Genomic DNA, 23,309 nt, shown 5'->3' on the forward strand with positions numbered 1-23,309 from the left:
GCGGCGATGGATCGATGAAGCCGCTGCGCCGGCTATTTGCGCTGGCAGGCCGGCGGATTGGTCATGCCGAAGGACAGCAGGTTGCCGCCGTTGATGGTGCAGCTGTATTCCTTGCCATCGCGGCCGCGCAGGATGGCATAGGTGTTGGTGCCCGAGGTGCTGCGCGACTGCAGCTTCAGATCGGCCGGTGCCAGGCCCAGGGTGCCGGCCGATTCGGCGATGACGCGTTCGTCGCTGAGCATATTGGTACTGCCGGCGACCGTTGAGCAGCCGGCCATCTGCAGCAGCAAAAGGGCGGCGCCGACGGCGAGTGTCAGTGAGCGTGCGAGGCGTGTTGGTTTCATGGGTTCGGAGACTTCCTGCTTGATGAGGGTGGATGCTGCAAGGCGAGCGCGAGCAGGCAGACGATCAGCAGCACCGAGTACTCCGAACCGTTGCGACCCAGGCCCACGACGAACCAGCCCGCCTGGGCATGCACCAGTGCAATACCCATGGCATAGAGGCCGGCCAACACCAGGCACAGCGGCGGCACCCAGCGGCCCAGCACCAGCAGCACGGGGCCGACGATCTCCAGACCGGTGATGCCTATGGCAAGCGCCATGCCGCCCGACCAGCCCTGCCCCTGCAGCCAGAGGCCGAAGGGCTGGACCGCGCCGAACCAGGCCCGGGCCAGCCCATGCGCCGCGATCAGCCCCGCCAGCGTGAAGCGCAGCAGGGTCCAGGCCAGGGCCTGGCGTTGTTCGTGACGGAGCGGAAGCTGGGGCATGAGGTGGCGATGGGATACTGGTGCTATGTCTGTGTTACAGCTTTGGCATCATCTCAAACAGCGTCTCACGGGAGCAAACGGAACTTCTTGATGCTCAGGCTTAATTTCATTTGGCCTGGCCGCCAGTGATCGAGCACCGAGCTATGAACCCACAACGCCTCCCCCCGCTGCCGGCGCTGCGCGCCTTCGAGGCCGCCGCCCGGCATATGAGCTTCGCCCGCGCGGCCAGCGAGCTGCATGTCACGCCCGCCGCGGTCAGCCACCAGATCAAGCAGCTGGAGCATTGGCTGGGCCTGCCGCTGTTCCGGCGCAGCGCCAATGGCGTGCTGCTGACGGCCGCCGGCAGCGACTACGCGCTGCGCATCCGCGACGCCTTCGAGCGCCTGGTCAGCACCAGCTGCGCGGTGCGCGATCATCAGCAGCGGCCGGTGGTCAGGATTCGCACCCAGTTCAGCATCGCCGCCATGTGGCTCACGCCCCGCGTGGCAGCGCTGAGCCGCCAGCGCCCCGAACTCGAGATCCGCCTGATCGCCGCGCTGCACCGCGCCAGCGGCGGCATGAACGCCGATATCGGCATCTACTTCCGGCGCGACGATCTGCCCGGCCACAGCCAGCTGCCGCTGCTGACCGGCCCGTTTCGCGCCTACGCGGCCCCGTCGCTGATCGGCCGCGCCCAGGACCTGCGGCCGGCCGATGTCGCGGCACTGCCGCTGCTGCACCTCAGCGCCGAAGACCGGGGCTGGCCCTCACCGGGCTTTGCCGAGTGGTTCGAGCAGGCTGGCGTCGCGGTGCCTGCCACGCTGCCCGGCCTGCGCTTCAATCTCGGCCATCTGGCGGCCACAGCCTGCATGCTGGGCGCGGGCGTGGCGCTGCTGCCGGACTACCTGTGCAGCGACGCGCTGCGGCAGGGCAGCTTGGTGCCCATCCCCGGCCCAGCCCTGGACGCGCCCCACCCCTACTTCCTGATGTGCAAGGACGAACCGGACGAGGCCGTGGCCTGGGTGCGCGATGCGCTGCTACGCGATGCCAGCGACGCGGCGTCTCACTGCCAGCGCGCGCCCTGACGCAAAAGCTCGGCGATGCGGCCGACGCTCTGCAGCTGAGCCAGGCCGGTATCGAAGGCCGCCGCCATGCGCTCGGTCTCCCTCCGGCCCTTGGCGAACACCGTGTACAGCGGTACTTCGCTGAGCGCCGGCTCCAGCCAGACTAGGCGGGCGGCCTGCTCGCGCAGCTCAGTGTCCAGCAGGTGGAAGGCCACGCCCTTGTCGATCAGCGCCAGCTCGACCCGGCCGGCCAGCAGCTTGCGCAGATTGGCCAGGTCGTCGACGGCCGGGTCCACCATCAGCCGCGCGCGCTCGAAACGCTCGGGATTGGCATAGCCCAGCACCGTGCCGATACGCAGACCGGCCAATTGGGACAGGTCGTCGACCTTCAGGCCGCTGCCAGCGCGTGCCATGAAGCCGATCCGGTTGATCAGGCCCAGGTCGCGCGGGAAGCTCATCGTGGCGGCCCGCTCGGCGCTGTGCCAAGTGCCGATCACGCCGTCGTGCAGCCCCTGGCGAAACTCCGACAGCGCTCGCGCCCAGGGCCGGAACGCCAGGCTCATAGTCCAGCCCGAGCGCTCCAGCGCCGCGCGGGTGATCGCGCAGGCGATGCCGCCCCCGGGCAGGGTAGCCGAGGTGTACGGCGGAAACTCGGTGGCCACCAGGCGGGCAGGCGGTGGCGCACTGCGTGCTGCAGGCGGCAGCAGCGCCGCACCGCCCGTCAGTGCCAGCGCCGCGATCTGCCGCAGGCCGTCGCGACGCGAACTACTCATCACAAGATCCCCAACGATTGCTGGAACAAGCGTAGCGGAAGTTGATGAAGCCTTGCGGTCAGCACGGCACATCAAAGCGCCGGAAACGGACCGATGCCACGAACCGGCTCACAAGGGCTCTACCGTCACTGCCACCTTGGGATGGGCCTGGCCGCCGCGGATCACGCCGCGCAGCGGCGCGACGTCGGCATAGTCGCGGCCCCAGGCCAGCGTCACATGGTCGAGGCCAACCGGGATGTTGTTGGTCGGGTCCAGCGCCAGCCAGCCCTGCTCGGGGCACCAGACGGCGGCCCAGGCGTGAGAGGCATCGGCGCCGACCAGCTTGGTCTTGCCCTCGGGCGCTCGGGTCAGCAGATAGCCGCTCACATAGCGGGCTGCAAGCCCCAGCGAACGGCAGGCGCCAATCATCACATGGGCAAAGTCCTGGCAGACGCCGCGCTTGAGCGCCAGCGCCTCGGTCGCACGGGTGCCGACATGGGTGGCCAGCGGCTTGTAGGCGAACTGGCGGTAGATCAGCTGCATCAGCGCCAGCGCGCCCTCGGCCAGCGGTCGTCCGGGCCTGAAGGCCTGGCGGCCGAAGGCCGCCAGTGCCGCATCTCGCGGCACGAATTCCGAGGCCAGCGTGAACTCCACCGCCTCGCTGCGCACCGCGCCGGCGTGGTAGCGCAGCGACTCGGCCACTGCTTCCCAGGCCGGGCTCGCCAGCGGATCGATGGGCGGCGGCGCGCTCAGCCCCACCTCGAAGCCGCTGCTGACCGCCAACCGTTCATGGACCTGGGCATGGCTGAACACCAGGCGGGCATTGCCCCAAGGGTCGGTACTGAAAAGCTCGGGCGGCACCTCGGCGGCCGGCCAGCCATCGGGCGCCGGCTCCACCGTCAGCCGCCAGCCGCGCACCTGCTGCTGCGCGGTCGTGCGCGGACTCAGACAAGCCAGGTGATGGGCCAACTCGACCGGCGAGTCATAGTCGTACACGGTATCGTGCTGGACTCGGAGCCAGCGTTCGGGAAGTGCCACGGGCGCGATCATTGCCACACCCGCTGGTCGTGCGTGCCCACGTGCGAGAACAGCTTGCGACCCAGCGCCACCGAGAGCGCTTGCGCCTGCTCGCTGCATCCGTGCAGCTGGGCAACCAGCTCAGGGTAGGCGCCGGCGGCATCGGGCGTGCACAGCCGCTCCAGCAGCCACTCGTCGGGTTGGGGCAGCGGCGCGACGACCTCGGCGGCCCAGCCCAGCTCATGGCGCGCCAGCTTGACGAAGCGGCCGCGCAAGGTGCGCGCGACCCAGGCCAGCGAACGCGGGTTGTCGGTGTCCTGCACCAGCAGATGCAGCAGCGGCGGCACCTCGCGGCGGGCCTGGAACTTGGCGCGGTAAGTCATCGTCGAATCGAACAGGCCCAGCAAGAGCATGAAGCCCTCGTCGCTACGCTGCAGGCCACGCTCGAAGCCGGCGGCCAGCGCATGGGCGAGAAAGTCCAGGCGCTCGACCTGGCGGCCGACGCTGAGCAGGCGCCAGCCGTCGTCGCGCGTCATGCGGTCGGTCTGGGCGCCGGTGATCGCGGCCAGATGGGTGGCCGCGCGCGCCAGCAGGCCCAGCGCATCGGCCCGCGGGTCAGCCGCGCCTTTGTCCAGCACCGCCTTCATATGTTGGCTGAAATGGTCGCCGACCTCATGGATCAGCTTCCAGTGCTCGGTCGACAGGCGCTCGCGCAGCGTCTGGCCGCAGGACTGCAGGGCGCGCAGGTTCCAGGCCACGCTGGTCGAGGCCTTGGTGTCGGCCAGCGCATGCAGCAACGAGCGCTCGAAGACACGTGGCGCCTGCTCGGCCGCCGGCACGCTTTCGCCGACCAGGCCGTGGCGGCGCGCCAGCTCGTCCAGCAAAGGCAGTAGCTCAGCGGCGCGGTCGTCGCGCGCGGCAGTGGCAAGCGCCTCCAGGCTCAGTTTGGCCAGGCGCACGCTGTTCTCGGCCCGCTCGGTGTAGCGGCCCAGCCAGAACAGGTTCTCGGCCGAGCGGCTGGTGACGGTCCAGTGCGCACCGGTCAGGTCGGCGGCGGTTAAGGGCTTGGGCAGCAAGCTGGTGGTGTCGATCTCGTCCTCGGTGCGCACCCAGGTGTCGGCGCTCGCGCTGCCATTGCGCATCGACAGCCAGGGATCGGCGCCGCCATCGCGCCGGCTGGCGACCCGGGTCAGCGCGCCAGGCATCACATGCCAGCTCCCGGCACCGTCGGCTACGGCGAAGACACGCAGCACCGCATCTCGCGGCTGCAGATGGCCGTCACGCCAGACCGGGGTTTCCGAGGGTCGCAGCCGCGCCTGCAAGGTATGGGCGGCCGGGTCGGCCGCGATGCGGGCCAGCAGCGCGGCGCGCTCGCTGGCGCTCAGCGCGGCCACCGCCTTGGGGGCGAAGCCCTGGGTGGTCTCGCTGGCCGGAAACGTCGGCGCGACCACATAGTCATCGAGCTGGTCCTCGTGAGCGCGCCAGGCGGCGTCCTCGCCGCACCACCAGGCCGTGGTGGCCGGCAGCAGCAGTTCCTCGCCCAGCAGCTCGCGGGCCACGGCCGGCCAGAAGCCGGCCAGGCCGGGGCTCTCCAGCCAGCCCGAGCCGGGCGCATTGGCCAACACCACGCCGCCGGCGCGCAGCGCCTGCAGCAGGCCCGGCACGCCCAGCGTCGAGTCGGAGCGCAGCTCCAGCGGGTCCAGATAGTCGTCGTCGACCCGGCGCAAGAGTACATGGACCGGCTCCAGCCCATGCAGGGTCTTCAGGAAGACGCGGTTGTCGCGCACCGTCAGGTCGCCGCCCTCGACCAGGCTGATGCCCAAGTAGCGGGCCAAGAAGGCGTGTTCGAAGTAGGTTTCGTTGTGCGGACCCGGGGTGAGCAGCGCGACGCGCGAGCGCTCGCCCTCAGGCGACAGCCGCATCAGCCCCTGCAGCAAGGCCTGGAAGCTGGCGCCGACGCGCTGTACCGAGAGCTCGCGGAAGGCCTCGGGGAACTGCTGCGCGATGATGAGACGGTTCTCCAGCATATAGCCCAGCCCCGACGGTGCCTGCGTGCGCTGGCCCACCACCCACCACAGACCGTCCTCGCAGCGCGCCAGATCGAAGGCCACGACATGCAGGTGCACGCCGCCGGGCGGCTGGCAGCCATGCATGGGGCGCAGGTACTGCGGATGGGCGAACACCAGCGAGGGCGGCAGCAGGCCGGCGTCGAGCAGGCGGCGCTCGCCATAGACGTCGGCCAGGGTCTTGTTGAGCAGATGCGCGCGCTGGATCACGCCGCGCTCGATGCCCTGCCACTCGTCGGCATCGACCAGCATGGGCAGCAGCTCCAGCGGCCAGACCCGCGCCGAAGTCTCGCCTGACATGCCTTCGCTGTAGACGTTGTAGGTGGCCCCGTCCTCCTGGACACGGCGCTGCACGCGGGCGGCGCGGGCCTCCAGGTCCTGCCAACCGGCCACGCCGGTGGCCTGGAAAAAGCGCTGCCACAGCGGCGACATCTCGCCCACACCGGTGCCGCCAGCAGCGCCCGGGCTCAGGCGGCCACGCAGCTCGTCGTGATGGCCGGGTTTGCCGCGCAAGGCGGCGGCAGCGGCCAAGGCGACCGCATCGGGGAGGAGTTCGTCCTCGGGCAGCAGGCTGGATTGCTGCGCCCGGGCGCTAAAAAGACTGGAGGACATGTGCACATCATGCCCTGTGGCCGGCCCGCCCGGCATGACGGGCCGCCTGTTCGGGGGTCAGCGGGCTCACCGAGCGACCCGGCGCAGGTCCAGAGTGAACGGAAACTCCAGGCTGCGCTGCGGCGGCCGGGCGTCCACGGTGCCGGGCGTGTGGCCCAGCACCGAGAAGCGCGACAGGCGCCGGCTCTCGGCCTCGTAGCTGTTGACCGGCAGGGTGTCATAGCTGAGGCCACCCGGGTGCGCGACATGGTACTGGCCGCCGCCCAGCGAGCGTTTCATCCAGGTATCGACCAGGTCGAAGGTCAGCGGCACATGGACGCCGATGGTCGGATGCAAGGCAGAGGGCGGATGCCAGGCCCGGTAGCGCACGCCGGCCACGTACTCGCCGACCCGGCCGGTCGGCTGCAGCGGCAGGGTGACACCGTTGACGGTGACGCGGTGGCGCGGCTCGACCAGGCCCGTCACCTTGACCTCGATGCGCTCCAGCGAGGAGTCGACATAGCGCACAGTCCCGCCGGCCGAGCCCTCCTCGCCCATCACATGCCAGGGCTCCAGCGCGTTGCGCATCTCCATATGCACGCCGGCCACGCTGATCTCGCCGGCCTTGGGGAAGCGGAACTCGTAGTGCGGCGCAAACCACTGCGCATCAAAGCCGTAGCCGGCCAGGCCCATGTCCTCTATGACGTCGTCGAAATCCATCTTGACGAAGCTGGGCAGCAAGAAGCGGTCATGCAGCTCGGTGCCCCAGCGCACCAGCGGCGCGCGGTAGGGTTCCTTCCAGAAGCGCGCCACCAGCGCGCGCAGCAGCAGCTGCTGGACGATGCTCATGCGCGCATGCGGCGGCATCTCGAAGGCGCGCAGCTCCAGCAGGCCCAGGCGGCCTGTCGAGCTGTCCGGCGAGTAGAGCTTGTCGATGCAAAACTCGCTGCGATGGGTGTTGCCAGTCACGTCCACCAGCACATTGCGCAAGGAGCGGTCCACCAACCAGGGCGGCATAGCGTCGCCATAGACAGCCTTGCTACGCTCGATCTCGCCCAGCGCGATCTCGAGCTCGCGCAGCTGGTCGTTGCGGGCCTCGTCGACGCGCGGGGCCTGGCTGGTCGGGCCGATGAACATGCCCGAGAACAGATAGCTCAGGCTCGGATGGTTGTGCCAGTAGGCCAGCAGCGAGCCCAGCAGATCGGGCCGACGCAGAAATGGCGAGTCGGCCGGCGTGGCGCCGCCCATCACGAAATGATTGCCGCCGCCGGTGCCGGTGTGCCGGCCGTCGAGCATGAACTTCTCGGTCGAGAGGCGGGTCTTCCAGGCCGCGTCGTAGAGGAACTCGGTGTGCGCGACCAGCTCGCCCCAGTTGTGGGCCGGGTGGATATTGACCTCGATGACGCCGGGGTCGGGTGTGACTTGCAGCATCTTCAGGCGCGGGTCGCGCGGCGGCGGATAGCCCTCCAGCACGATCTTGACGCGCTGCGCGGCGGCCGTGGCCTCGACCGCGGCCAGCAGTTCAAGATAGTCCTCCAGCTTCTGCAGCGGCGGCATGAAGACATAGAGCACGCCGCTGGCCTGGCCGACCTTCTCGGCCTTCGGACCACTGGCGCGGCGCGGGTCGCGCACCTCGACGCACAGCGCGCTGCGGGTGATCCAGTGGGCGCTCTGGAAGCGCTCGGGGCGCTGACTCAGAGGCACATCGTTGGCGCTTGCGGGGGCGACAGGCGTGGCTGGCGCGGCCGGAGGCAGCCCATGGCCCGGCGCCGGCCAGGCCGGGAACGACGGTGCCTGCGCGCGCAGCTGGGCAGCCGCCGGCAAGGCGTCGCGCGGCGCAAACGGATCCTGCTCGATATGGAAGGGGAACTCCGCCTCGCTGACCCAGGGCAGCGAATCCAGCGGCAAGCGGTAGCCCATCGGCGAGTCGCCGGGAAACAGGTACATGCGCTCGTCGCGGAAGAACCAGGGGCCGCTGACCCAGGGCGCGCCGGCAAGGCCGGGTGCCTTGTCATCGCCCTTCTTGATCGGCAGCACATAGCCGACCACATGGTCCAAGCCCTGGGCGAAGACGCGGCGCAGCCGGCTGCGCTCCATCTCGTCGTCGAGCTTGGACTCGAAGGGGTCGACATTGACCGGCAAACGGCGCTCGCGCCACAGGTAGTACCAGGTGTCCTCGTAGCCGGGCTGGACGAAGCCGTCATCCAGACCCAGGCGTGCGGTCAGCCCCCGCATGAAGCGCTGGGCATCGGCGCTGGTGTAAGCATGCGGATCGCGCTCGTCGGCGATCAGGCTCGGGTCTTGCCAGCAGGCCTGGCCGTCGGCGCGCCAGAAGATGGACAGCGCCCAGCGCGGCAGCTGCTCGCCGGGGTACCACTTGCCCTGGCCGAAATGCAAAAAGCCGCCCTGCCCGTATTCGGCTCGCAGGCGCTGCAGCAGGGACTGCGCATAGCTGCGCTTAGTCGGGCCCAGCGCGTCGATATTCCATTCGGCGCCGTCGCGGTCGTCGACCGAGACAAAGGTGGGCTCGCCGCCCATGGTCAGGCGCACATCGCCGGCGAGCAGCTCCGCATCGACCCGCTCGCCGAGCTGCAGCACCTCGGCCCACTGCACCTCGGTATAAGGCTTGGTGACGCGCGGCGACTCCCAGATGCGGGTGACGCTCATCTCATGGCCGAACTCGACCTCGCACTTGTCCACCGCGCCGCTGATCGGTGCGGCGCTGGAAGGCTGGGGCGTGCAGGCCAGCGGGATATGGCCCTCGCCGGCGAACAGGCCCGAGGTTGGATCCAGGCCCACCCAGCCGGCGCCGGGCAGGAAGACCTCGCACCAGGCGTGCAGATCGGTGAAGTCGACCTCCGTGCCACTGGGGCCATCAAGCGCTTTCTGGTCGGGGGTCAGCTGGATCAGATAGCCGGAGACGAAGCGCGCGGCCAGACCCAGATGGCGCATCAGCTGCACCATCAGCCAGCCCGAGTCGCGGCAGGAACCGGAGGCCTTGGCCAGCGTCTGTTCGGGCGTCTGAACGCCTGGCTCCATGCGGATCAGGTAGGAGATGTCCTGCTGCAGGCGCTGGTTCAGCATCACCAGGAAATCGATGGTCGGCAGCGGCGTCAGATCGATCTTGGAGAGATAGGCGGCGAGCAGCGGCGTGAGCTCATCGGCAATCAAATAGGGCGCCAACTCGGCGCGCTGCTCCTCTTCGTAAGTGAAGGGAAAGTGCTTGGCATGCGGTTCGAGGAAGAAGTCGAAGGGGTTGAAGACCGACATCTCGGCCACCAAATCGACCGTGACCTTGAACTCGCGGGTCTGCTCCGGGAACACCAGGCGCGCCAGATAGTTGGCGAAGGGGTCCTGCTGCCAGTTGATGAAGTGCCCCTCGGGCTCGACCCGCAGCGAGTACGACAGGATGGGGGTGCGGCTGTGCGGCGCCGGACGCAGGCGCACGACCTGGGGCCCCAGGCTGATGCGCCGGTCATAGCGGTAGTGCGTGACATGCTTGAGCGCGACGTGGATGGACAAGGCAATTCCTTTGAGGCTTTGTTTGGTGGCCCAGGCGCGGGTCAGGCCGCCGGCATCAGGAAGTCGCGGCTGATGCCTGCACCCAGTTCGCCGACGCGGTTTAGAAACTGATCAAGAAATTCGTGCATGCCGCCGGCCAGAATCTCGTCGATGCGGCCATAGGCCAGCTCGGCGTGCAAGCGCCCGGCCTGGCGCTGGGTCTCGCCGGAATGTTCGTTGGCCACTCGGTCGAGGTTGTCGACCAATCGCGACAGGCAGTGGGCCAGCGAACGGGGCATATTGCTGCGCAGTATCAGCAGCTCGGCCACCTTCTCGGGCTGGATCACATTGCTGTAGACCTTGCGGTAGATCTCGAAGGCCGAGACCGAGCGCAGGATGGCCGACCAGTGATAGAAATCGTAGGCGCTGCTGCTGGCGCCGCCCTCGGGAGCCTGGAACTTGACGTCCAGCAGCCTGGCCGTGTTGTCGGCCCGCTCCAAAAAAGAGCCGATGCGCAGAAAGTTGAAGGCCTCGTCTTGCAGCATGGTGCCGACAGTGACCCCGCGCGACAGGTGCGAGCGGAACTTGACCCACTCGAACAGCGCCGAGGGATCACGCAGCAGCAGGCCGTCGGCGATCAGGCGCTTGAACTCCAGCCAGGTCTGGTTGGTGGTCTCCCAGGCCTCGGTGGTCAGCGCGCCGCGCACCGCGCGGGCGTTCTCGCGGGCCGCGCGCAGGCAGCTGATGATGGACGAGGGGTTGCGCTCGTCGCGCACGATGAAATCCTTGACCCGCTTCGCGTCGATCTCGCCGTAGCGGTCCTGGTAGTCCTGGGTCAGCTCCGAGATTGACAAGAGGGCGCGCCAGCCCTGCTCGGCCACCTCGGGCGATTGCGGCAGCAGCGAGGTCTGGTAGTTGACGTCCAGCATGCGCGCGGTGTTCTCAGCCCGCTCCATATAGCGGGCCAGCCAGAACAGATGATCAGCGGTACGAGAGAGCATCGCTCAGCCTTCCAAAACCCAGGTGTCCTTGGTGCCACCGCCCTGGCTGCTGTTGACCACCAGCGAGCCCTCCTTCAGCGCCACCCGGGTCAGGCCGCCAGGCACCATCTGCACCGTGCTGCCCGACAACACAAAGGGTCGCAGATCAATATGACGGGGCGCTATGCCCGAGTCGACAAAGGTCGGGCAAGTGGACAGACTCAGAGTCGGCTGGGCGATGTAGTTGGACGGGTTTGCCAGCAGCTGGGCGCGAAAGTCGGCGATCTCCTGCGTGCTGGCGGCCGGGCCGACCAGCATGCCGTAGCCGCCGGCGCCATGCACCTCCTTGACGACCAGCTCGCTCAGGTGGTCCAGTACATAGGACAGATCGTCCTCGTCGCGACACAGATGGGTCGGCACATTGTTCAGGATGGGCTTCTCGCCCAGGTAGAACTCGACCATCTTGGGGACGTAGGGGTAGATGGACTTGTCGTCGGCGATGCCGGTGCCGACCGCGTTGGACAGAGTCACATTGCCGGCCTTGTAGGCGGCGATCAAGCCCGGGCAGCCCAGCGTAGAGTCGGCGCGGAAGACCTGGGGGTCAAGGAAGTCATCATCGAGCCGGCGGTAGATCACATCGACCCGCTTCGGCCCGCGCGTCGTGCGCATGAAGACGCAGTCCTTGTCGACGAACAGGTCCTGGCCCTGCACCAGCTCAACGCCCATCTGCTGGGCCAAGAACGCATGTTCGAAATAGGCCGAGTTGTACATGCCCGGCGTCAGCACGACCACGGTGGGATCGACCACGCCCTGCGGCGCCACGCTGCGCAAGGTCTCCAGCAGCAGATCCGGGTAGTGCGCGACCGGCGCGATGCGGTGCTGCGAGAACAGCTCTGGGAACAGCCGCATCATCATCTTGCGGTTTTCCAGCATGTAAGACACGCCGGAGGGCACGCGCAGATTGTCTTCGAGCACGTAGTAGCTGCCAGAGCCATCCGGATTGGCCGCGCGCACGATGTCGACGCCGGCGATGTGCGAATAGATATTCTTCGGCACCGCCACGCCCATCATCTCGGGCCGGAACTGCGCATTGCGCAGAATCTGCTCGGCCGGCACGATGCCAGCCTTCAGGATGGCCTGCTCGTGATAGACGTCGTGAATGAAGCGGTTCAGTGCGGTGACGCGCTGGCGCAGGCCGGCCTCGAGCTCGCGCCACTCATGGGCCGGAATCACGCGCGGGATCAGATCGAAAGGAATCAGGCGCTCCGTGCCTTCGCCGCCGTCCTTGTCGCCGTCTTTGGCACCGTACACCGCAAAAGTGATGCCGACGCGGCGGAAGATCAACTCCGCTTCCTCGCGCCGCGCATACATGGTCTCGACCGGCTGCTGGGCCAGCCAGCGTTCATAGGCCTGGTACTGCGGGCGCGCCCGGGCGTCTCCGCCATGCATCTCATCGAAACCGGATCTCATCGAGGCTCTCCTCTCCCGGGATACAGAGCAATAAGCGCACCAGCTTTGAGCCGGGGGCCGTGCACCAAGAGCCGCTGCGGCGCGCTGCCGATGCACCAGGGCGGGGCGCGCCCGGTCAATCAGGCAGCGGCCGCATCGGCGCCGAGGATGCGTTCCAGCGCCGTGCCGAGGCTGGCCACGGTGCGATCGGGCTGATGCAACTTGTCCAGGCCGAACAGTCCAATGCGGAAGGTCTTGAAGTCCGGGCCTTCGTCGCACTGCAGCGGCACACCAGCGGCACTCTGCACGCCCTCGGCCAGAAAGGCCTTGCCGCTATGCAGGCCGTCGTGGTCGGTGAAGCTGACAACTACGCCCGGGGCCTGGAAGCCCTCCGCCGCGACGCTGCGCAAGCCCTTGGACTGCAAGAGCGCTCGCACCCGTTGGCCCAGCGCCAGCTGCTCGCTGCGCAAGCGCTCAAAGCCGTACTCGCGGGTCTCCAGCATCACATCTCGGGTGCGGGTCAGCGCATCGGTCGGCAAAGTGGCGTGATAGGCATGACCGCCGCCCTCGTAGGTCTCCATGATTTGAAGCCACTTCTTCAGATCGGCAGCGAAGCTGCTGCTGGTCGTGCCGTCGATCTGCGCCCGAGCCCGCTCGCTGAGCATCACGAAAGCACAGCAGGGTGAGCCACTCCAGCCCTTTTGCGGCGCGCTGATCAACACATCGACGCCGGTGGCGGCCATGTCCACCCACAGCGCGCCCGAGGCAATGCAGTCCAGCACAAACAGCGCGCCGACCTCATGGGCCGCCTCGGCTACCGCGCGCATATAGGTATCAGGCAGCAGCAAGCCGGCGGCGGTCTCGACATGGGGTGCGAACACGATCTCGGGCCGCTCGGCACGTATCGTCGCCACCACCTCCTCGATCGGCGCAGGTGCAAACGCTGCCTGCCGGGCGCTAGTGACAGGTCTTGCCTTCAGTACCAACTGCTCGGCCGGGATCTTGCCCATCTCGAAGATCTGGGTCCAGCGGTAGCTGAACCAGCCATTGCGTATCACCAGGGTCTTGCGGCCGCTGGCGAACTGACGCGCCACCGCCTCCATGCCGAACGTACCGCTACCCGGCACGACGATGGCCGAGCGGGCGCCGTAGACCTCCTTGAGCACGCCAGAGATGTCCCGCATCACGCGCTGGAACTTCTGCGACATATGGTTCACCGCACGGTCGGTGAACACCACCGAGTATTCGAGCAGGCCGTCGGGGTCGACGTCGGGGAGCAGGCCGGGCATGAGGGTCTCCTAAGTGCTGGGGGTACGGGGCGTCCCAGTCGCGAACCAGCTTATCACCAGCAGGGCAAGTGGACGCCCCCATGGGCGGGATGCGACGCAACAAACGAAACCTGCCGCCCGCCTTGACGAAACGCTGGTGAAGCGGTCCGACACGAGACTGCCTGCGCTCCGGTCACGGCCGGCAAGACCTGGCACCCATGGCGCAAAGGCCTCATTCGACTTCACAAAGAACCCGCAATGCAACCTTCTACGAACCCCCGCCTCATCTCAACCCTGTGCGTAACGCTGATGGCGCTATGCAGCGCCGCCGCCAAGGCCCAAACCCTTCTCGATCACAACCGTGCCATGTCCGGCAATGCCACACCGGGCGACACGCCGGGATACCCAATCACATTGAGCCAGCCGGGTCACTATGTGCTCAAAAGCAATCTAAATGTGCCCGACGGACTCAGCGGCATCCTGATCCAGACCGAAGACGTGACCCTGGACCTGAACGGCTTCACGATCAAGGCCGGGCGCAGCTGCAGCTTCAACAACAGCAACTACGTCGTCAGCTGCAGCGCTGCCGGTGGCCTGTACGGCATCGACAGCAGCGCAAGTCCCAACACCACCGTGAGGAACGGCAGCATCCGCGGCTTCAGCGCCGGGATATTCCTGGGCGGCGGTCTGATCGAAGGGCTGGCGGTCCGTCACAACCTTACCGGCATCATGGCCACGAACGACTTCGCAACACGCATCACCGGCGTGCTGGCCGAGATGAACAGCAAGGCCGGCATCTATGTCGACGACTTGGGCCTGGTGGACAACGTCGTCGCCGTGCGCAACACCATCGGCATCGACAGCTACAGCGGCTCCCTGAGCACCGTCAGAGACAGCCTAGCTACCAAAAACAGTATCGGTATCCGGGCTGGCACCCTCCGCTCGAACCGAGCAGCGCTCAATAAGTCCGACCTGGTCGACACCTCCAGCTACTGAGCCACCACCTTACCCCCAAGCCTGCAGTCCCACATCATGAACAACATTCAACATCTCTTCTGGCCGCTCCGTCCCCTCGCCGCCCTGGCCGCCGGCCTACTGACGGCACTAAGCCTGTCCGTGGTGGCCACGCCGAAAGCCCATGCCGCTCCCATCACCTACGCCTTCTCGGGCACGGTGGACTGGGACGATGCCGATCGCGGCTGGTCTTCCTTCACCGGCAGCTTCAGCTTCAACAGCCTGGCCGTCGACGGCATTGCCGACGGGAGTACCGCCGCCTACGCCCACGCCGGCGCCCCCTGGGGCATGAGCGTTAGCTTTGACAACGGAGCGCACGTCGCGGCCCACCAGCAGGTGTTCAACGTCCTGATCAGCGACAACCTGGGCGGCAGCGACCAGTTCGGCGCGCTAGCCCAGAATGCCGCCGGAACGCAGAGCCTGCAACTGACACTGTGGGACTTCGCCGCCCAGGTCTTCGCAAGCGACGCCCTGCCACTGCCCGACGGCGGCCTGGCACTGGCCGACTTCCAATGGAGCAGCTTTAGCTACGAGTCAAGCGCAGGCCTCTTGCAGGGCCGCCTGACCGACTTCGGCTGCACATCCGGCTGCGCGCCAGCCTCGCCCGTGCCGGAGCCAGGCAGCCTGGCCTTGGCACTGGCGGGACTGGGCTTGCTGCTGATGCGCCGAGCCGCTCGCACGGCTTGAAGCGGCGCACTCGCCTGGCAAGGCCACCGCCCAGGGCAGAATCGCGCCCATGCCTGAGGATTCATCCAGCCCCGCAACGACGCCCCGTCCCAAATCCGCCCCACAAAAGGCCATGGAGAAGCTGGGCCTCGTGCGCGATATCGATCTGGCCCTGCACCTGCCGCATCGCTACGAGGATGAGACCCGCATCACTCCCATCGGCGTGGCGCGCGAGGGCGAGACGGTGCAGTGCGAGGGGGTGGTGATCGAGTGCCGGGTCGAGCTGCGCGGGCGGCGTTCGCTGCTGGTGAAGATGGCCGATGACAGCGGCGAGCTGCTGCTGCGCTTCATCCACTTCTACCCCTCTCACCAGAAAACCATGGCCGAGGGCAACCGGCTGCGGGTGCGCGGCGAGCTGCGTGGCGGCTTCTTCGGACGCGAGATGGTGCACCCGACCTTCAAGGCGGTCAGCGAGGCCACGCCGCTGGCGCAGAGTCTGACCCCCGTCTACCCCAGCAGCGCCAGCCTGCCCCAGGTCTATCTGCGCAAGGCCGTGGCCTCGGGTCTTAAGCGTGCCGCGCTGGAGGAGCTGCTCCCGCCCGGCACGGTGCCGGCCCGACTGCCCAGCCTGCGTGAGGCGCTGGACTTTCTGCATCACCCGCCACCGGCCGCGGGCCTGAGCACGCTGGAAGACCACAGCCACCCGGCCTGGCAGCGACTGAAATTCGAGGAGCTGCTGGCCCAGCAGCTCAGCCAGCTGCGCGCTCAGCGCGAGCGAGCGCGGCTGAGGGCGCCTGCGCTGCGGGCCGCGCGGGGCGGCCTGCATGAGCAGCTGCTGGCCACCCTGCCATTCGGCCTGACCGGCGCGCAGCAGCGGGTCGGCGAGGAGATCGCGCAAGACCTGGCCCGCCCCGCTCCGATGCACCGGCTGTTGCAGGGCGATGTCGGCTCGGGCAAGACCGTGGTGGCCGCGCTGGCGGCGGCGGTGGCGGTCGATGCGGGCTGGCAGTGCGCGCTGATGGCGCCCACCGAGATCCTGGCCGAGCAGCATTTCAAGAAGCTGCTCGGCTGGCTGGAGCCGCTGGGACTCAAGGTCGCCTGGCTGACAGGCAGCGTCAAGGGCAAGGCGCGCCAAAAGATGCTCGATGCTGCGGCTTCCGGAGAAGCCCAGCTGGTGATCGGCACCCATGCGGTGATCGAGGACAAGGTGCAGTTCAAGAAATTGGGCCTGGCCATCATCGACGAGCAACACCGTTTCGGCGTCGCGCAGCGGCTGGCCTTGCGCAAAAAGCTGGCCAGCCAGGCGCTGGAGCCGCATCTCTTGATGATGAGTGCGACGCCGATACCGCGCACCTTGGCGATGACTTACTTCGCCGATCTGGACGTCAGCACCATCGACGAGCTGCCACCCGGCCGCACACCCATCGTCACCAAGGTGTTTGCAGACAGCAAGCGCGACAACGTGATCGCCAAAATCCGCGACGAGGTCGCCAAGGGGGCCCAGGTCTACTGGGTCTGCCCGTTGATCGAAGAATCGGAGACGCTAGATCTGAAGAACGCGACCGAGACCCACGCGGAGCTGAGCGCCGCGCTGGAAGGCCAGCTGGTCGGACTGCTGCACGGCCGCATGCCGCCGGCCGAAAAGGCAGCGGTGATGGCGCAGTTCAGCGCCGGGCAGATGAGCGTGCTGGTGGCGACCACGGTGATCGAGGTCGGTGTCGATGTGCCCAACGCCAGCCTGATGGTGATCGAGCATGCCGAGCGTTTCGGCCTGAGCCAGCTGCACCAGCTGCGCGGCCGCGTCGGCCGTGGCGCGGTGGCCAGCGTTTGCGTGCTGCTCTACACCGGCCCGCTGTCACCGACCGGCAAGGACCGGTTGCGCGCCATGGCCGAGACCAATGACGGCTTCGAGATCGCGCGCCGCGACCTCGACATCCGCGGCCCCGGCGAGTTCATGGGCGCGCGCCAGAGCGGCGCCGAGCTCTTGCGCTTTGCCGATCTCCAGGAAGACGCGCCGCTCTTGAAGGCGGCGCGCGAACTGGCGCCGCAACTGCTGGACCGCCACCCGGAGGCGGCGAGCCGTCAGGTGGAGCGTTGGCTGGGCTCGAAGGCGGAGTTCTTGAAGGCCTGAGGCCTGTTGCTTACTTCAGCTTGATCGCCCAGTACAGCAGCACCTCGGTAGCAGGAGTTTCGGCATTGGCAACCGGCAATTGGGGTTCGGCATTGATGGCATCCACCGTGCCCAGGCCAGAGATCACGCGACCGAACACCGCATAGCCTGGTTCGGCTGCGCTCTTGTAGTCCAGACCGGTGTTGTTCACAGTGTTGAAGTAGAACTGGCTGGTGGCAGAGTCCGCCGCCGTCGTACGCGCCATCGCGATGGTGCCGCGCACATTGGACAGGCCAACATTGCTCTCCAACTTGATCGCGGAGCCGACGCCCGGTTTGGCTACGAACCCGGTCGTAAAGCCGCCGCCTTGCACGACGAAGTTGGGCACGACGCGATGGAAGATGGTGTTGCTGTAGTAACCGTCCTGCACATACTTCAGGAAGTTGGCCACCGTGATCGGTGCCTTCGCGGTCTCCAGCTCGATGACGATCTCGCCCTTGCTGGTCAGCATGCAGACGGTGTTAGCCGCCGGGCTGGCGGTCGATGCGGCAATGCCGGCGGCACTGCAGCTCGTGGTCGGCGCGGTCGGATTGGGGTTCGGCTTGGGTCGGACGCCTACATTGTTGTCGTCGCCACTGCTACCACCACCACCGCAGGCAGCCAGAAGAGTCAGGGCGCTTGTGGCGCACAGTGTCTTGATCAGATTCATGGTCTTTGGGTCAGCTCGAAGCGATACCTGAGAAGCGCCGCAGTATCGATGTTCGCGAGCAGCGGGCCTGTGGACCTCCCCCATCAATACCGCTATTCGCACAAACTTTACGAGCGCTTCACATGAACTCCAGGTTGTCAATCAACCTCGTCTGCCCCAGCCTGGCAGCCGCCAGCGCCACCAGCAACTGCCCCTCGGCCGGCGCGCCCAGATCGAGGCGGCGGCGCAGCACCAGATAGTCGGGCGCCCAGCCGGCGGCTTGCAGCGCCGCCATCGCTTGGGCCTCAATGGCGGCGACATCACGCTCCCCGCCCTGCCAGCGCGCGATCATGGCTCTTAGTGTGCGGCTCAGGCGCAAGGCCTCCTCGCGCTCGGCCTCGCTGAGGTAGCCGTTGCGCGAGGACAGGGCCAGGCCCTGCTCGCTGCGCGTGGTCTCGCCGGCCAAGATCTCGATCGGCAGGGCCAGCTGCGCCACCATGCGGCGCAGCACCATCAGCTGCTGATAGTCCTTCTTGCCAAACACCGCCCAGCGCGGCTGCACGATATTGAACAACTTGGCCACCACGGTGCAGACGCCGGTAAAGAAGCCCGGGCGGAAATGGCCTTCGAGGATATCGGCCAGCTCAGCCGGCGGCTGCACCTTGTAGCCCTGCGGCTCGGGGTAGAGCTCGGCCTCGTCGGGCGCGAACACATAGTCGCAGCCGGCGCTCTTGAGCAGCTCGGCATCGCGCGCCAGCGTGCGGGGGTAGCGGTCGAAGTCCTCGTGCGGCGCGAACTGCAGGCGGTTGACGAAGATGCTGGCCACCACCGGGCCACCCTGTGCGGCCGACTTGGCCTGGCGCACCAGGGACAGATGGCCCTCATGCAGGTTGCCCATCGTCGGGACGAAGGCGTTGGGGCGGCCGGCCAGGGCCTGGCGCAGTTCGGCGATGGTGTGAATGACTTGCATCGCGCTCAATCAGTAGCTGTGGAGTTGGTTGTCGGGAAAGGTCTGCGCCTTGACCTCGGCCACATAGCGGCCCACCGCGTCCTGGATCGAGGCCGCGCCGGCCATGAAGTTCTTGACGAAGCGGGGCCGGCGGCCCGGTGTGATGTCCAGCATGTCGTGCAGCACCAGCACCTGGCCCGAGCAGCCGACGCCGGCGCCTATGCCGATCACCGGCACCTTGGAGGCGGCGGTGATCTCGGCGGCCAGCGTGGCCGGCACCATCTCATAGAGCAGCATGGCCGCACCGGCCTCGACCAGCTCCTGAGACTCGCGCTTGATGCGCGCGGCGCCGGCCTCGTCGCGGCCCTGCACCTTGAAGCCGCCCAGCGCGTTGACGGTCTGCGGCGTGAAGCCCAGATGGGCGCAGACCGGAATGCCACGCTCGCTGAGAAAGCGCACCGTCTCCACCGTCCAGCCGCCGCCCTCCAGCTTGACCATCTGGGCACCGGCCTTGACCAGGGCGGCCGCGCTCTTCCAGGCCTCTTCCTTGCTGACGTGGTAGCTGTCGAAAGGCAGATCAGCCAGCACCCAGGCCGTCTTGACGCCGCGCCGCACACAGGTGGTGTGATAGACCATATCGTCCAGGCTGACCGGCGCGGTCGAGCCGCGACCCTGCAGCACATTGCCCAGCGAGTCACCGATCAAGAGGATGTCCACACCAGCACCGTCCAGCAGGCTCGCAAAAGCCGCGTCGTAGCAGGTCAGCATCGCGATCTTCTCGCCGTCGGCATGCATTTGCTGCAGGCGGGGAAGGCTCAGGGGTTTGCGCTCGGTACTCATGATTTGTGCGATTGGCGAATGCCCGCAGGCCGCAGGCGGGCGCAGTGTAGCGGGGTCAGTCATCTCCACAGAACCGATCAAGGCAATGTAGGCTTCGCCCCTGATAGGAGAAAACAATGACCCTGACTGAACTGCGCTACATCGTCGCCGTCGCCCGCGAGCGGCATTTCGGCCGCGCGGCCGAGGCTTGCCACGTCTCCCAGCCGACGCTGAGCGTCGCGATCAAGAAGCTGGAGGAGGAGCTGGACGTCAAGATCTTCGAGCGCGGCGCCGCAGAGGTCACGGTGACGCCGCTGGGCGAGGACATCGTGCGCCAGGCCCAGTCGGTGATCGAGCAGGCCAGCGCGATCAAGGAGATCGCCAAGCGCGGCAAGGACCCGCTGGCCGGCGCGCTGCGCCTAGGGTTGATCTACACGATAGGCCCCTATCTGCTGCCCCAGCTGGTCAAGAGCGTGATCGCGCACTACCCGCAGATGCCACTGATGCTGCAGGAGAACTTCACCGTCAAGCTCTTGGAGATGCTGCGCACCGGCGAGCTCGACTGCGCCATCATGGCCGAGCCCTTTCCGGACACAGGCCTGGCGATCGCGCCGCTCTACGACGAGCCCTTCGTGATCGCCGCGCCGGCCAGCCACCCTTTCGCGGAGCGCAGCGAGATCAGCTCGCAAGAACTCAAGAGCGAGACCATGCTGCTCTTGGGCACCGGCCACTGCTTTCGGGATCATGTGTTGGAGGTCTGCCCCGAGTTCGCGCGCTTCTCCAGCGACGCCGAGGGCATACGCAAGAGCTTCGAGGGCAGCTCGCTGGAGACCATCAAGCACATGGTGGCCTCGGGCATGGGCGTCACCGTGGTGCCGGGCCTGAGCGTGCCAGCGGAGCCGCAGACCCATCTGCGCTTCATCCCCTTCGCCGCGCCCGTGCCTACCCGCCGCGTGGTACTGGCTTGGCGCCGCACATTCACCCGCTACGAGGCTATCGCGGCGTTGCGCAATGCGATCTATGAGTGCGCGCTGAACGGGGTGACAAGACTGAGCTAAAGACTGGCCAGAAGAGGGATTGCGGCCGCGGCCGCTCGGACCGAATATGGAGCTCCGGCAGTTTTAATTTGACTATCGCCTGAGTAGATTCATTCAAATGGATCTATTGCAGACGGCAACCTAAGCTTGCGTCCACGCCAGCCCGGACTGGACGCCCATCGGACGGCCCATGCCAACGCAGGACCCAGGCAGAGGTTGTTCGACGACAGGTGCTCGGACACCGGACCGAGCCGCAAAGAGCCCACAAACCCAAGGAGAGAAGCCATGACGAGCGAAGCTAAGTGCCCCTTCCACCATGCCGCCGGCGGCGGCACGACGAACAAGGACTGGTGGCCGAACCAGCTGCGCGTCGATCTGCTGAACCAGCATTCCAGCAAGTCCGATCCGCTGGGCGAGACCTTCAATTACGCCGAAGAATTCAAGAAGCTCGACTACAAGGCGCTCAAGGCCGACCTGGTCAAGCTGATGACCGACAGCCAGGACTGGTGGCCGGCCGATTTCGGCCACTACGGCCCGCAGATGGTTCGCATGGCCTGGCACTCGGCCGGCACTTACCGCACGCTCGATGGTCGCGGCGGCGGTGGCCGCGGCCAGCAGCGTTTCGCCCCGCTGAACTCCTGGCCCGACAACGTCAATATCGACAAGTCGCGCCGCCTGCTGTGGCCGATCAAGCAGAAGTACGGCCAGAAGATCTCCTGGGCCGACCTCTTCATCCTGGCAGGCAACGTGGCGCTGGAGTCGATGGGCTTTCGCACCTTCGGCTTCGCCGGCGGCCGCGCCGATGTCTGGGAACCGGACATGGATGTCAACTGGGGCGCCGAGACCACCTGGCTGGCCACCGACAAGCGCTTCCACGGTGAGCGCGAGCTGGACCACAACCTCGCCGCCACCCATATGGGCCTGATCTATGTGAACCCCGAAGGCCCGAATGCCAGCGGCGACTACATGGCTGCCGCCCATGACATCCGCGCCACGTTCTACCGCATGGCGATGGACGACGAGGAAATCGTCGCGTTGATCGCAGGCGGCCACACCTTCGGCAAGACTCACGGTGCCGCCCCCGAATCGCACAAAGGGCCCGAGCCGGAGGGTGCCGGCATCGAGGCCCAGGGCCTGGGCTGGAACAGCAACTTTGGCCAAGGCCACGGCAAGGACACCGTCTCCAGCGGCCTGGAAGTGACCTGGACCACGACCCCGGCGCAGTGGGGCAACAACTTCTTCGAGAACCTCTTCAAGTTCGAGTGGGAGATGGAGAAGAGCCCCGCCGGCGCCAAGCAATGGGTGGCCAAGGACGCGCCGGAGATCATTCCGGACGCCCATGTGCCGGGCAAGTTCCACAAGCCCAAGATGCTGACCACCGACCTGACGATGCGTTTCGACCCAGAGTTCGGCAAGATCTCCAAGCGCTTCCTCGAAGACCCGCAGGCCTTTGCCGAGGCCTTCGCCCGCGCCTGGTTCAAGCTGACCCACCGCGACATGGGCCCGAAGGTCCGCTACCTCGGCCCCGAAGTGCCGAAGGAAGACCTGATCTGGCAAGACCCGCTGCCGGCCGCCACACACAAGCCGTCCGCAGCTGACATCGCCGAGCTGAAGACCAAGATCGCGGCCTGCGGCCTCTCGGTCAGCGAGTTGGTGTCGGTGGCCTGGGCCTCGGCATCGACCTTCCGTGGCGGCGACAAGCGAGGCGGCGCCAACGGCGCGCGCCTGGCACTGGCACCGCAAAAGGACTGGGCCGTCAATGCCGTCGCCATCAAGGCCCTGCCCGCATTGGTCGAAATCCAGAAAGCCTCGGGCAAGGCCTCGCTGGCCGATGTGATCGTGCTGGCCGGCAGCGTCGGTATCGAGCAAGCGGCAAAGGCGGCAGGCGTCGCGGTCGAGGTGCCATTCGCGCCGGGCCGGGTCGACGCCACGCAGGAACAGACCGACGTCGAGTCCTTCGCGCTGATGGAGCCACTGGCCGACGGCTTTCGCAACTACAAGAAGGGCAAGATCGGCGCGGCCACCGAGGCGCTGCTGATCGACCGGGCCCAGCTGCTGACGCTGACGGCGCCGGAGCTGACCGCCCTGATCGGCGGCCTGCGCGTGCTCGGGACCAATGCCGACGGCAGCAAGCACGGCGTGTTCACCGAGCAAGTCGGCGTGCTGAGCAATGTCTTCTTCGTCAACCTGCTCGACATGAGCACCGAGTGGAAGGCGGTCGACGGCGAGGGTGAGCTGTTCGAGGGTCGGGATCGCAAGACCGGCGCGGTCAAGTACAGCGCCACCCGCAGCGATCTGGTCTTCGGCTCCAACTCGGTGCTGCGCGCCTATGCCGAGGTCTACGCCAGTGCGGACGGGCAGCAGAAGTTCGTTGCCGACTTCGTCGCGGCCTGGACCAAGGTCATGAACCTGGACCGCTTCGATCTGGCCTGATCGCGCGGCGCCGCTGAAATAACCTGGGGTGGGCCTGGTGGCCCACCCCTTTTGAGAGAGGACATGATGATGTTGAAGAAGGGACGAACCCTGCTGGGCCTGGCCGTCACGCTGAGCGGCACCGCCTTGAACGCGCAATACCTGGTCGAATGGATGCGGC

Annotated in this window: 18 protein-coding genes; 6 read left to right on the plus strand and 12 right to left on the minus strand. The window is 67.2% G+C overall.

The window, feature by feature from the left end; genetic code table 11:
• Positions 1-32 precede the first annotated feature (32 nt).
• Together OOZ63_RS10800 and OOZ63_RS10805 are read right to left on the minus strand one after the other, a co-directional pair.
• Positions 33-344 (minus strand): hypothetical protein, encoded by a 312-nt coding sequence (locus tag OOZ63_RS10800; protein ID WP_266005475.1) that lies wholly within the window; start codon positions 342-344, stop codon positions 33-35.
• Positions 341-766, minus strand: a complete 426-nt coding sequence (locus tag OOZ63_RS10805) for a DoxX family protein (protein WP_266005476.1) — start codon at positions 764-766, stop codon at positions 341-343. Before OOZ63_RS10805 ends, OOZ63_RS10800 begins: the two co-directional genes overlap by 4 nt.
• 143 nt (positions 767-909) lie before the next feature.
• Between OOZ63_RS10805 and OOZ63_RS10810 the strand changes: the two genes are divergently transcribed.
• On the plus strand, positions 910-1,830 hold the full coding sequence (locus OOZ63_RS10810; RefSeq protein WP_266005477.1) for a LysR substrate-binding domain-containing protein: 921 nt from the start codon (positions 910-912) through the stop codon (positions 1,828-1,830).
• Here OOZ63_RS10810 and OOZ63_RS10815 read toward each other — a convergent pair.
• From OOZ63_RS10815 to OOZ63_RS10845, 7 genes are all read right to left on the minus strand, one after another.
• Entirely contained in the window at positions 1,809-2,582 is a 774-nt protein-coding gene (locus tag OOZ63_RS10815; protein WP_266005478.1) for a substrate-binding periplasmic protein, read from the minus strand. The genes OOZ63_RS10810 and OOZ63_RS10815 overlap by 22 nt on opposite strands.
• A gap of 108 nt (positions 2,583-2,690) precedes the next feature.
• Positions 2,691-3,698, minus strand: a complete 1,008-nt coding sequence (locus tag OOZ63_RS10820) for a transglutaminase family protein (RefSeq protein WP_416234722.1) — start codon at positions 3,696-3,698, stop codon at positions 2,691-2,693.
• Positions 3,608-6,256 (minus strand): circularly permuted type 2 ATP-grasp protein, encoded by a 2,649-nt coding sequence (locus OOZ63_RS10825; RefSeq protein ID WP_266005480.1) that lies wholly within the window; start codon positions 6,254-6,256, stop codon positions 3,608-3,610. The genes OOZ63_RS10820 and OOZ63_RS10825 overlap by 91 nt, the downstream gene beginning before the upstream one ends.
• 66 nt (positions 6,257-6,322) lie before the next feature.
• Positions 6,323-9,757, minus strand: coding sequence for a DUF2126 domain-containing protein (locus OOZ63_RS10830; protein ID WP_266005481.1), 3,435 nt, complete (start codon positions 9,755-9,757; stop codon positions 6,323-6,325).
• 41 nt (positions 9,758-9,798) lie between these two features.
• Positions 9,799-10,737, minus strand: a complete 939-nt coding sequence (locus OOZ63_RS10835) for an alpha-E domain-containing protein (RefSeq protein WP_266005483.1) — start codon at positions 10,735-10,737, stop codon at positions 9,799-9,801.
• Between the two features lie 3 nt (positions 10,738-10,740).
• Positions 10,741-12,186: a circularly permuted type 2 ATP-grasp protein gene (locus OOZ63_RS10840; RefSeq protein WP_266005484.1), complete on the minus strand. Its 1,446-nt coding sequence runs from the start codon at positions 12,184-12,186 to the stop codon at positions 10,741-10,743.
• A gap of 119 nt (positions 12,187-12,305) precedes the next feature.
• The gene (locus OOZ63_RS10845) at positions 12,306-13,454 is read right to left on the minus strand and encodes an aminotransferase class V-fold PLP-dependent enzyme (protein WP_266005485.1); all 1,149 of its coding nucleotides are present in this window, start codon (positions 13,452-13,454) and stop codon (positions 12,306-12,308) included.
• Positions 13,455-13,691: 237 nt separating this feature from the next.
• On the opposite strand from OOZ63_RS10845, the gene OOZ63_RS10850 reads away from it, so the two are divergent.
• The 3 genes from OOZ63_RS10850 to recG are packed head-to-tail and all read left to right on the plus strand — an operon-like array spanning position 13,692 to position 17,244.
• Positions 13,692-14,429 carry a right-handed parallel beta-helix repeat-containing protein gene (locus OOZ63_RS10850; RefSeq protein WP_266005486.1) on the plus strand — a complete coding sequence of 246 codons (738 nt, stop codon included), beginning with the start codon at positions 13,692-13,694 and terminating at the stop codon, positions 14,427-14,429.
• Between the two features lie 36 nt (positions 14,430-14,465).
• Positions 14,466-15,134, plus strand: a complete 669-nt coding sequence (locus tag OOZ63_RS10855; RefSeq protein WP_266005487.1) for a PEP-CTERM sorting domain-containing protein — start codon at positions 14,466-14,468, stop codon at positions 15,132-15,134.
• 49 nt (positions 15,135-15,183) lie between these two features.
• Positions 15,184-17,244, plus strand: a complete 2,061-nt coding sequence (recG, locus tag OOZ63_RS10860; RefSeq protein WP_266005488.1) for an ATP-dependent DNA helicase RecG — start codon at positions 15,184-15,186, stop codon at positions 17,242-17,244.
• Positions 17,245-17,254: 10 nt separating this feature from the next.
• On the opposite strand, the gene OOZ63_RS10865 is transcribed toward recG, so the two are convergent.
• The 3 genes from OOZ63_RS10865 to panB all read right to left on the minus strand — a co-directional run bounded on the left by OOZ63_RS10865 (position 17,255) and on the right by panB (position 19,700).
• Positions 17,255-17,932, minus strand: coding sequence for a peptidylprolyl isomerase (locus tag OOZ63_RS10865; RefSeq protein ID WP_266005489.1), 678 nt, complete (start codon positions 17,930-17,932; stop codon positions 17,255-17,257).
• A gap of 118 nt (positions 17,933-18,050) precedes the next feature.
• On the minus strand, positions 18,051-18,881 hold the full coding sequence (panC, locus tag OOZ63_RS10870) for a pantoate--beta-alanine ligase (RefSeq protein ID WP_266005490.1): 831 nt from the start codon (positions 18,879-18,881) through the stop codon (positions 18,051-18,053).
• Positions 18,882-18,890: 9 nt separating this feature from the next.
• Positions 18,891-19,700 carry a 3-methyl-2-oxobutanoate hydroxymethyltransferase gene (gene panB / locus OOZ63_RS10875; RefSeq protein ID WP_266005491.1) on the minus strand — a complete coding sequence of 270 codons (810 nt, stop codon included), beginning with the start codon at positions 19,698-19,700 and terminating at the stop codon, positions 18,891-18,893.
• A gap of 116 nt (positions 19,701-19,816) precedes the next feature.
• Between panB and OOZ63_RS10880 the strand changes: the two genes are divergently transcribed.
• Both OOZ63_RS10880 and katG read left to right on the plus strand, forming a co-directional pair.
• The gene (locus OOZ63_RS10880) at positions 19,817-20,737 is read left to right on the plus strand and encodes a hydrogen peroxide-inducible genes activator (protein ID WP_266005492.1); all 921 of its coding nucleotides are present in this window, start codon (positions 19,817-19,819) and stop codon (positions 20,735-20,737) included.
• Positions 20,738-21,001: 264 nt separating this feature from the next.
• A complete protein-coding gene (gene katG, locus OOZ63_RS10885) occupies positions 21,002-23,149 on the plus strand; it encodes a catalase/peroxidase HPI (RefSeq protein WP_266005493.1) in 2,148 nt (715 codons plus the stop codon).
• The last annotated feature ends 160 nt before the right edge of the window (positions 23,150-23,309 follow it).

The sequence above is a fragment of the Paucibacter sp. PLA-PC-4 genome (genome assembly GCF_026241155.1).
In the GTDB taxonomy this organism is placed as follows: Bacteria; Pseudomonadota; Gammaproteobacteria; order Burkholderiales; family Burkholderiaceae_C; genus Roseateles_E.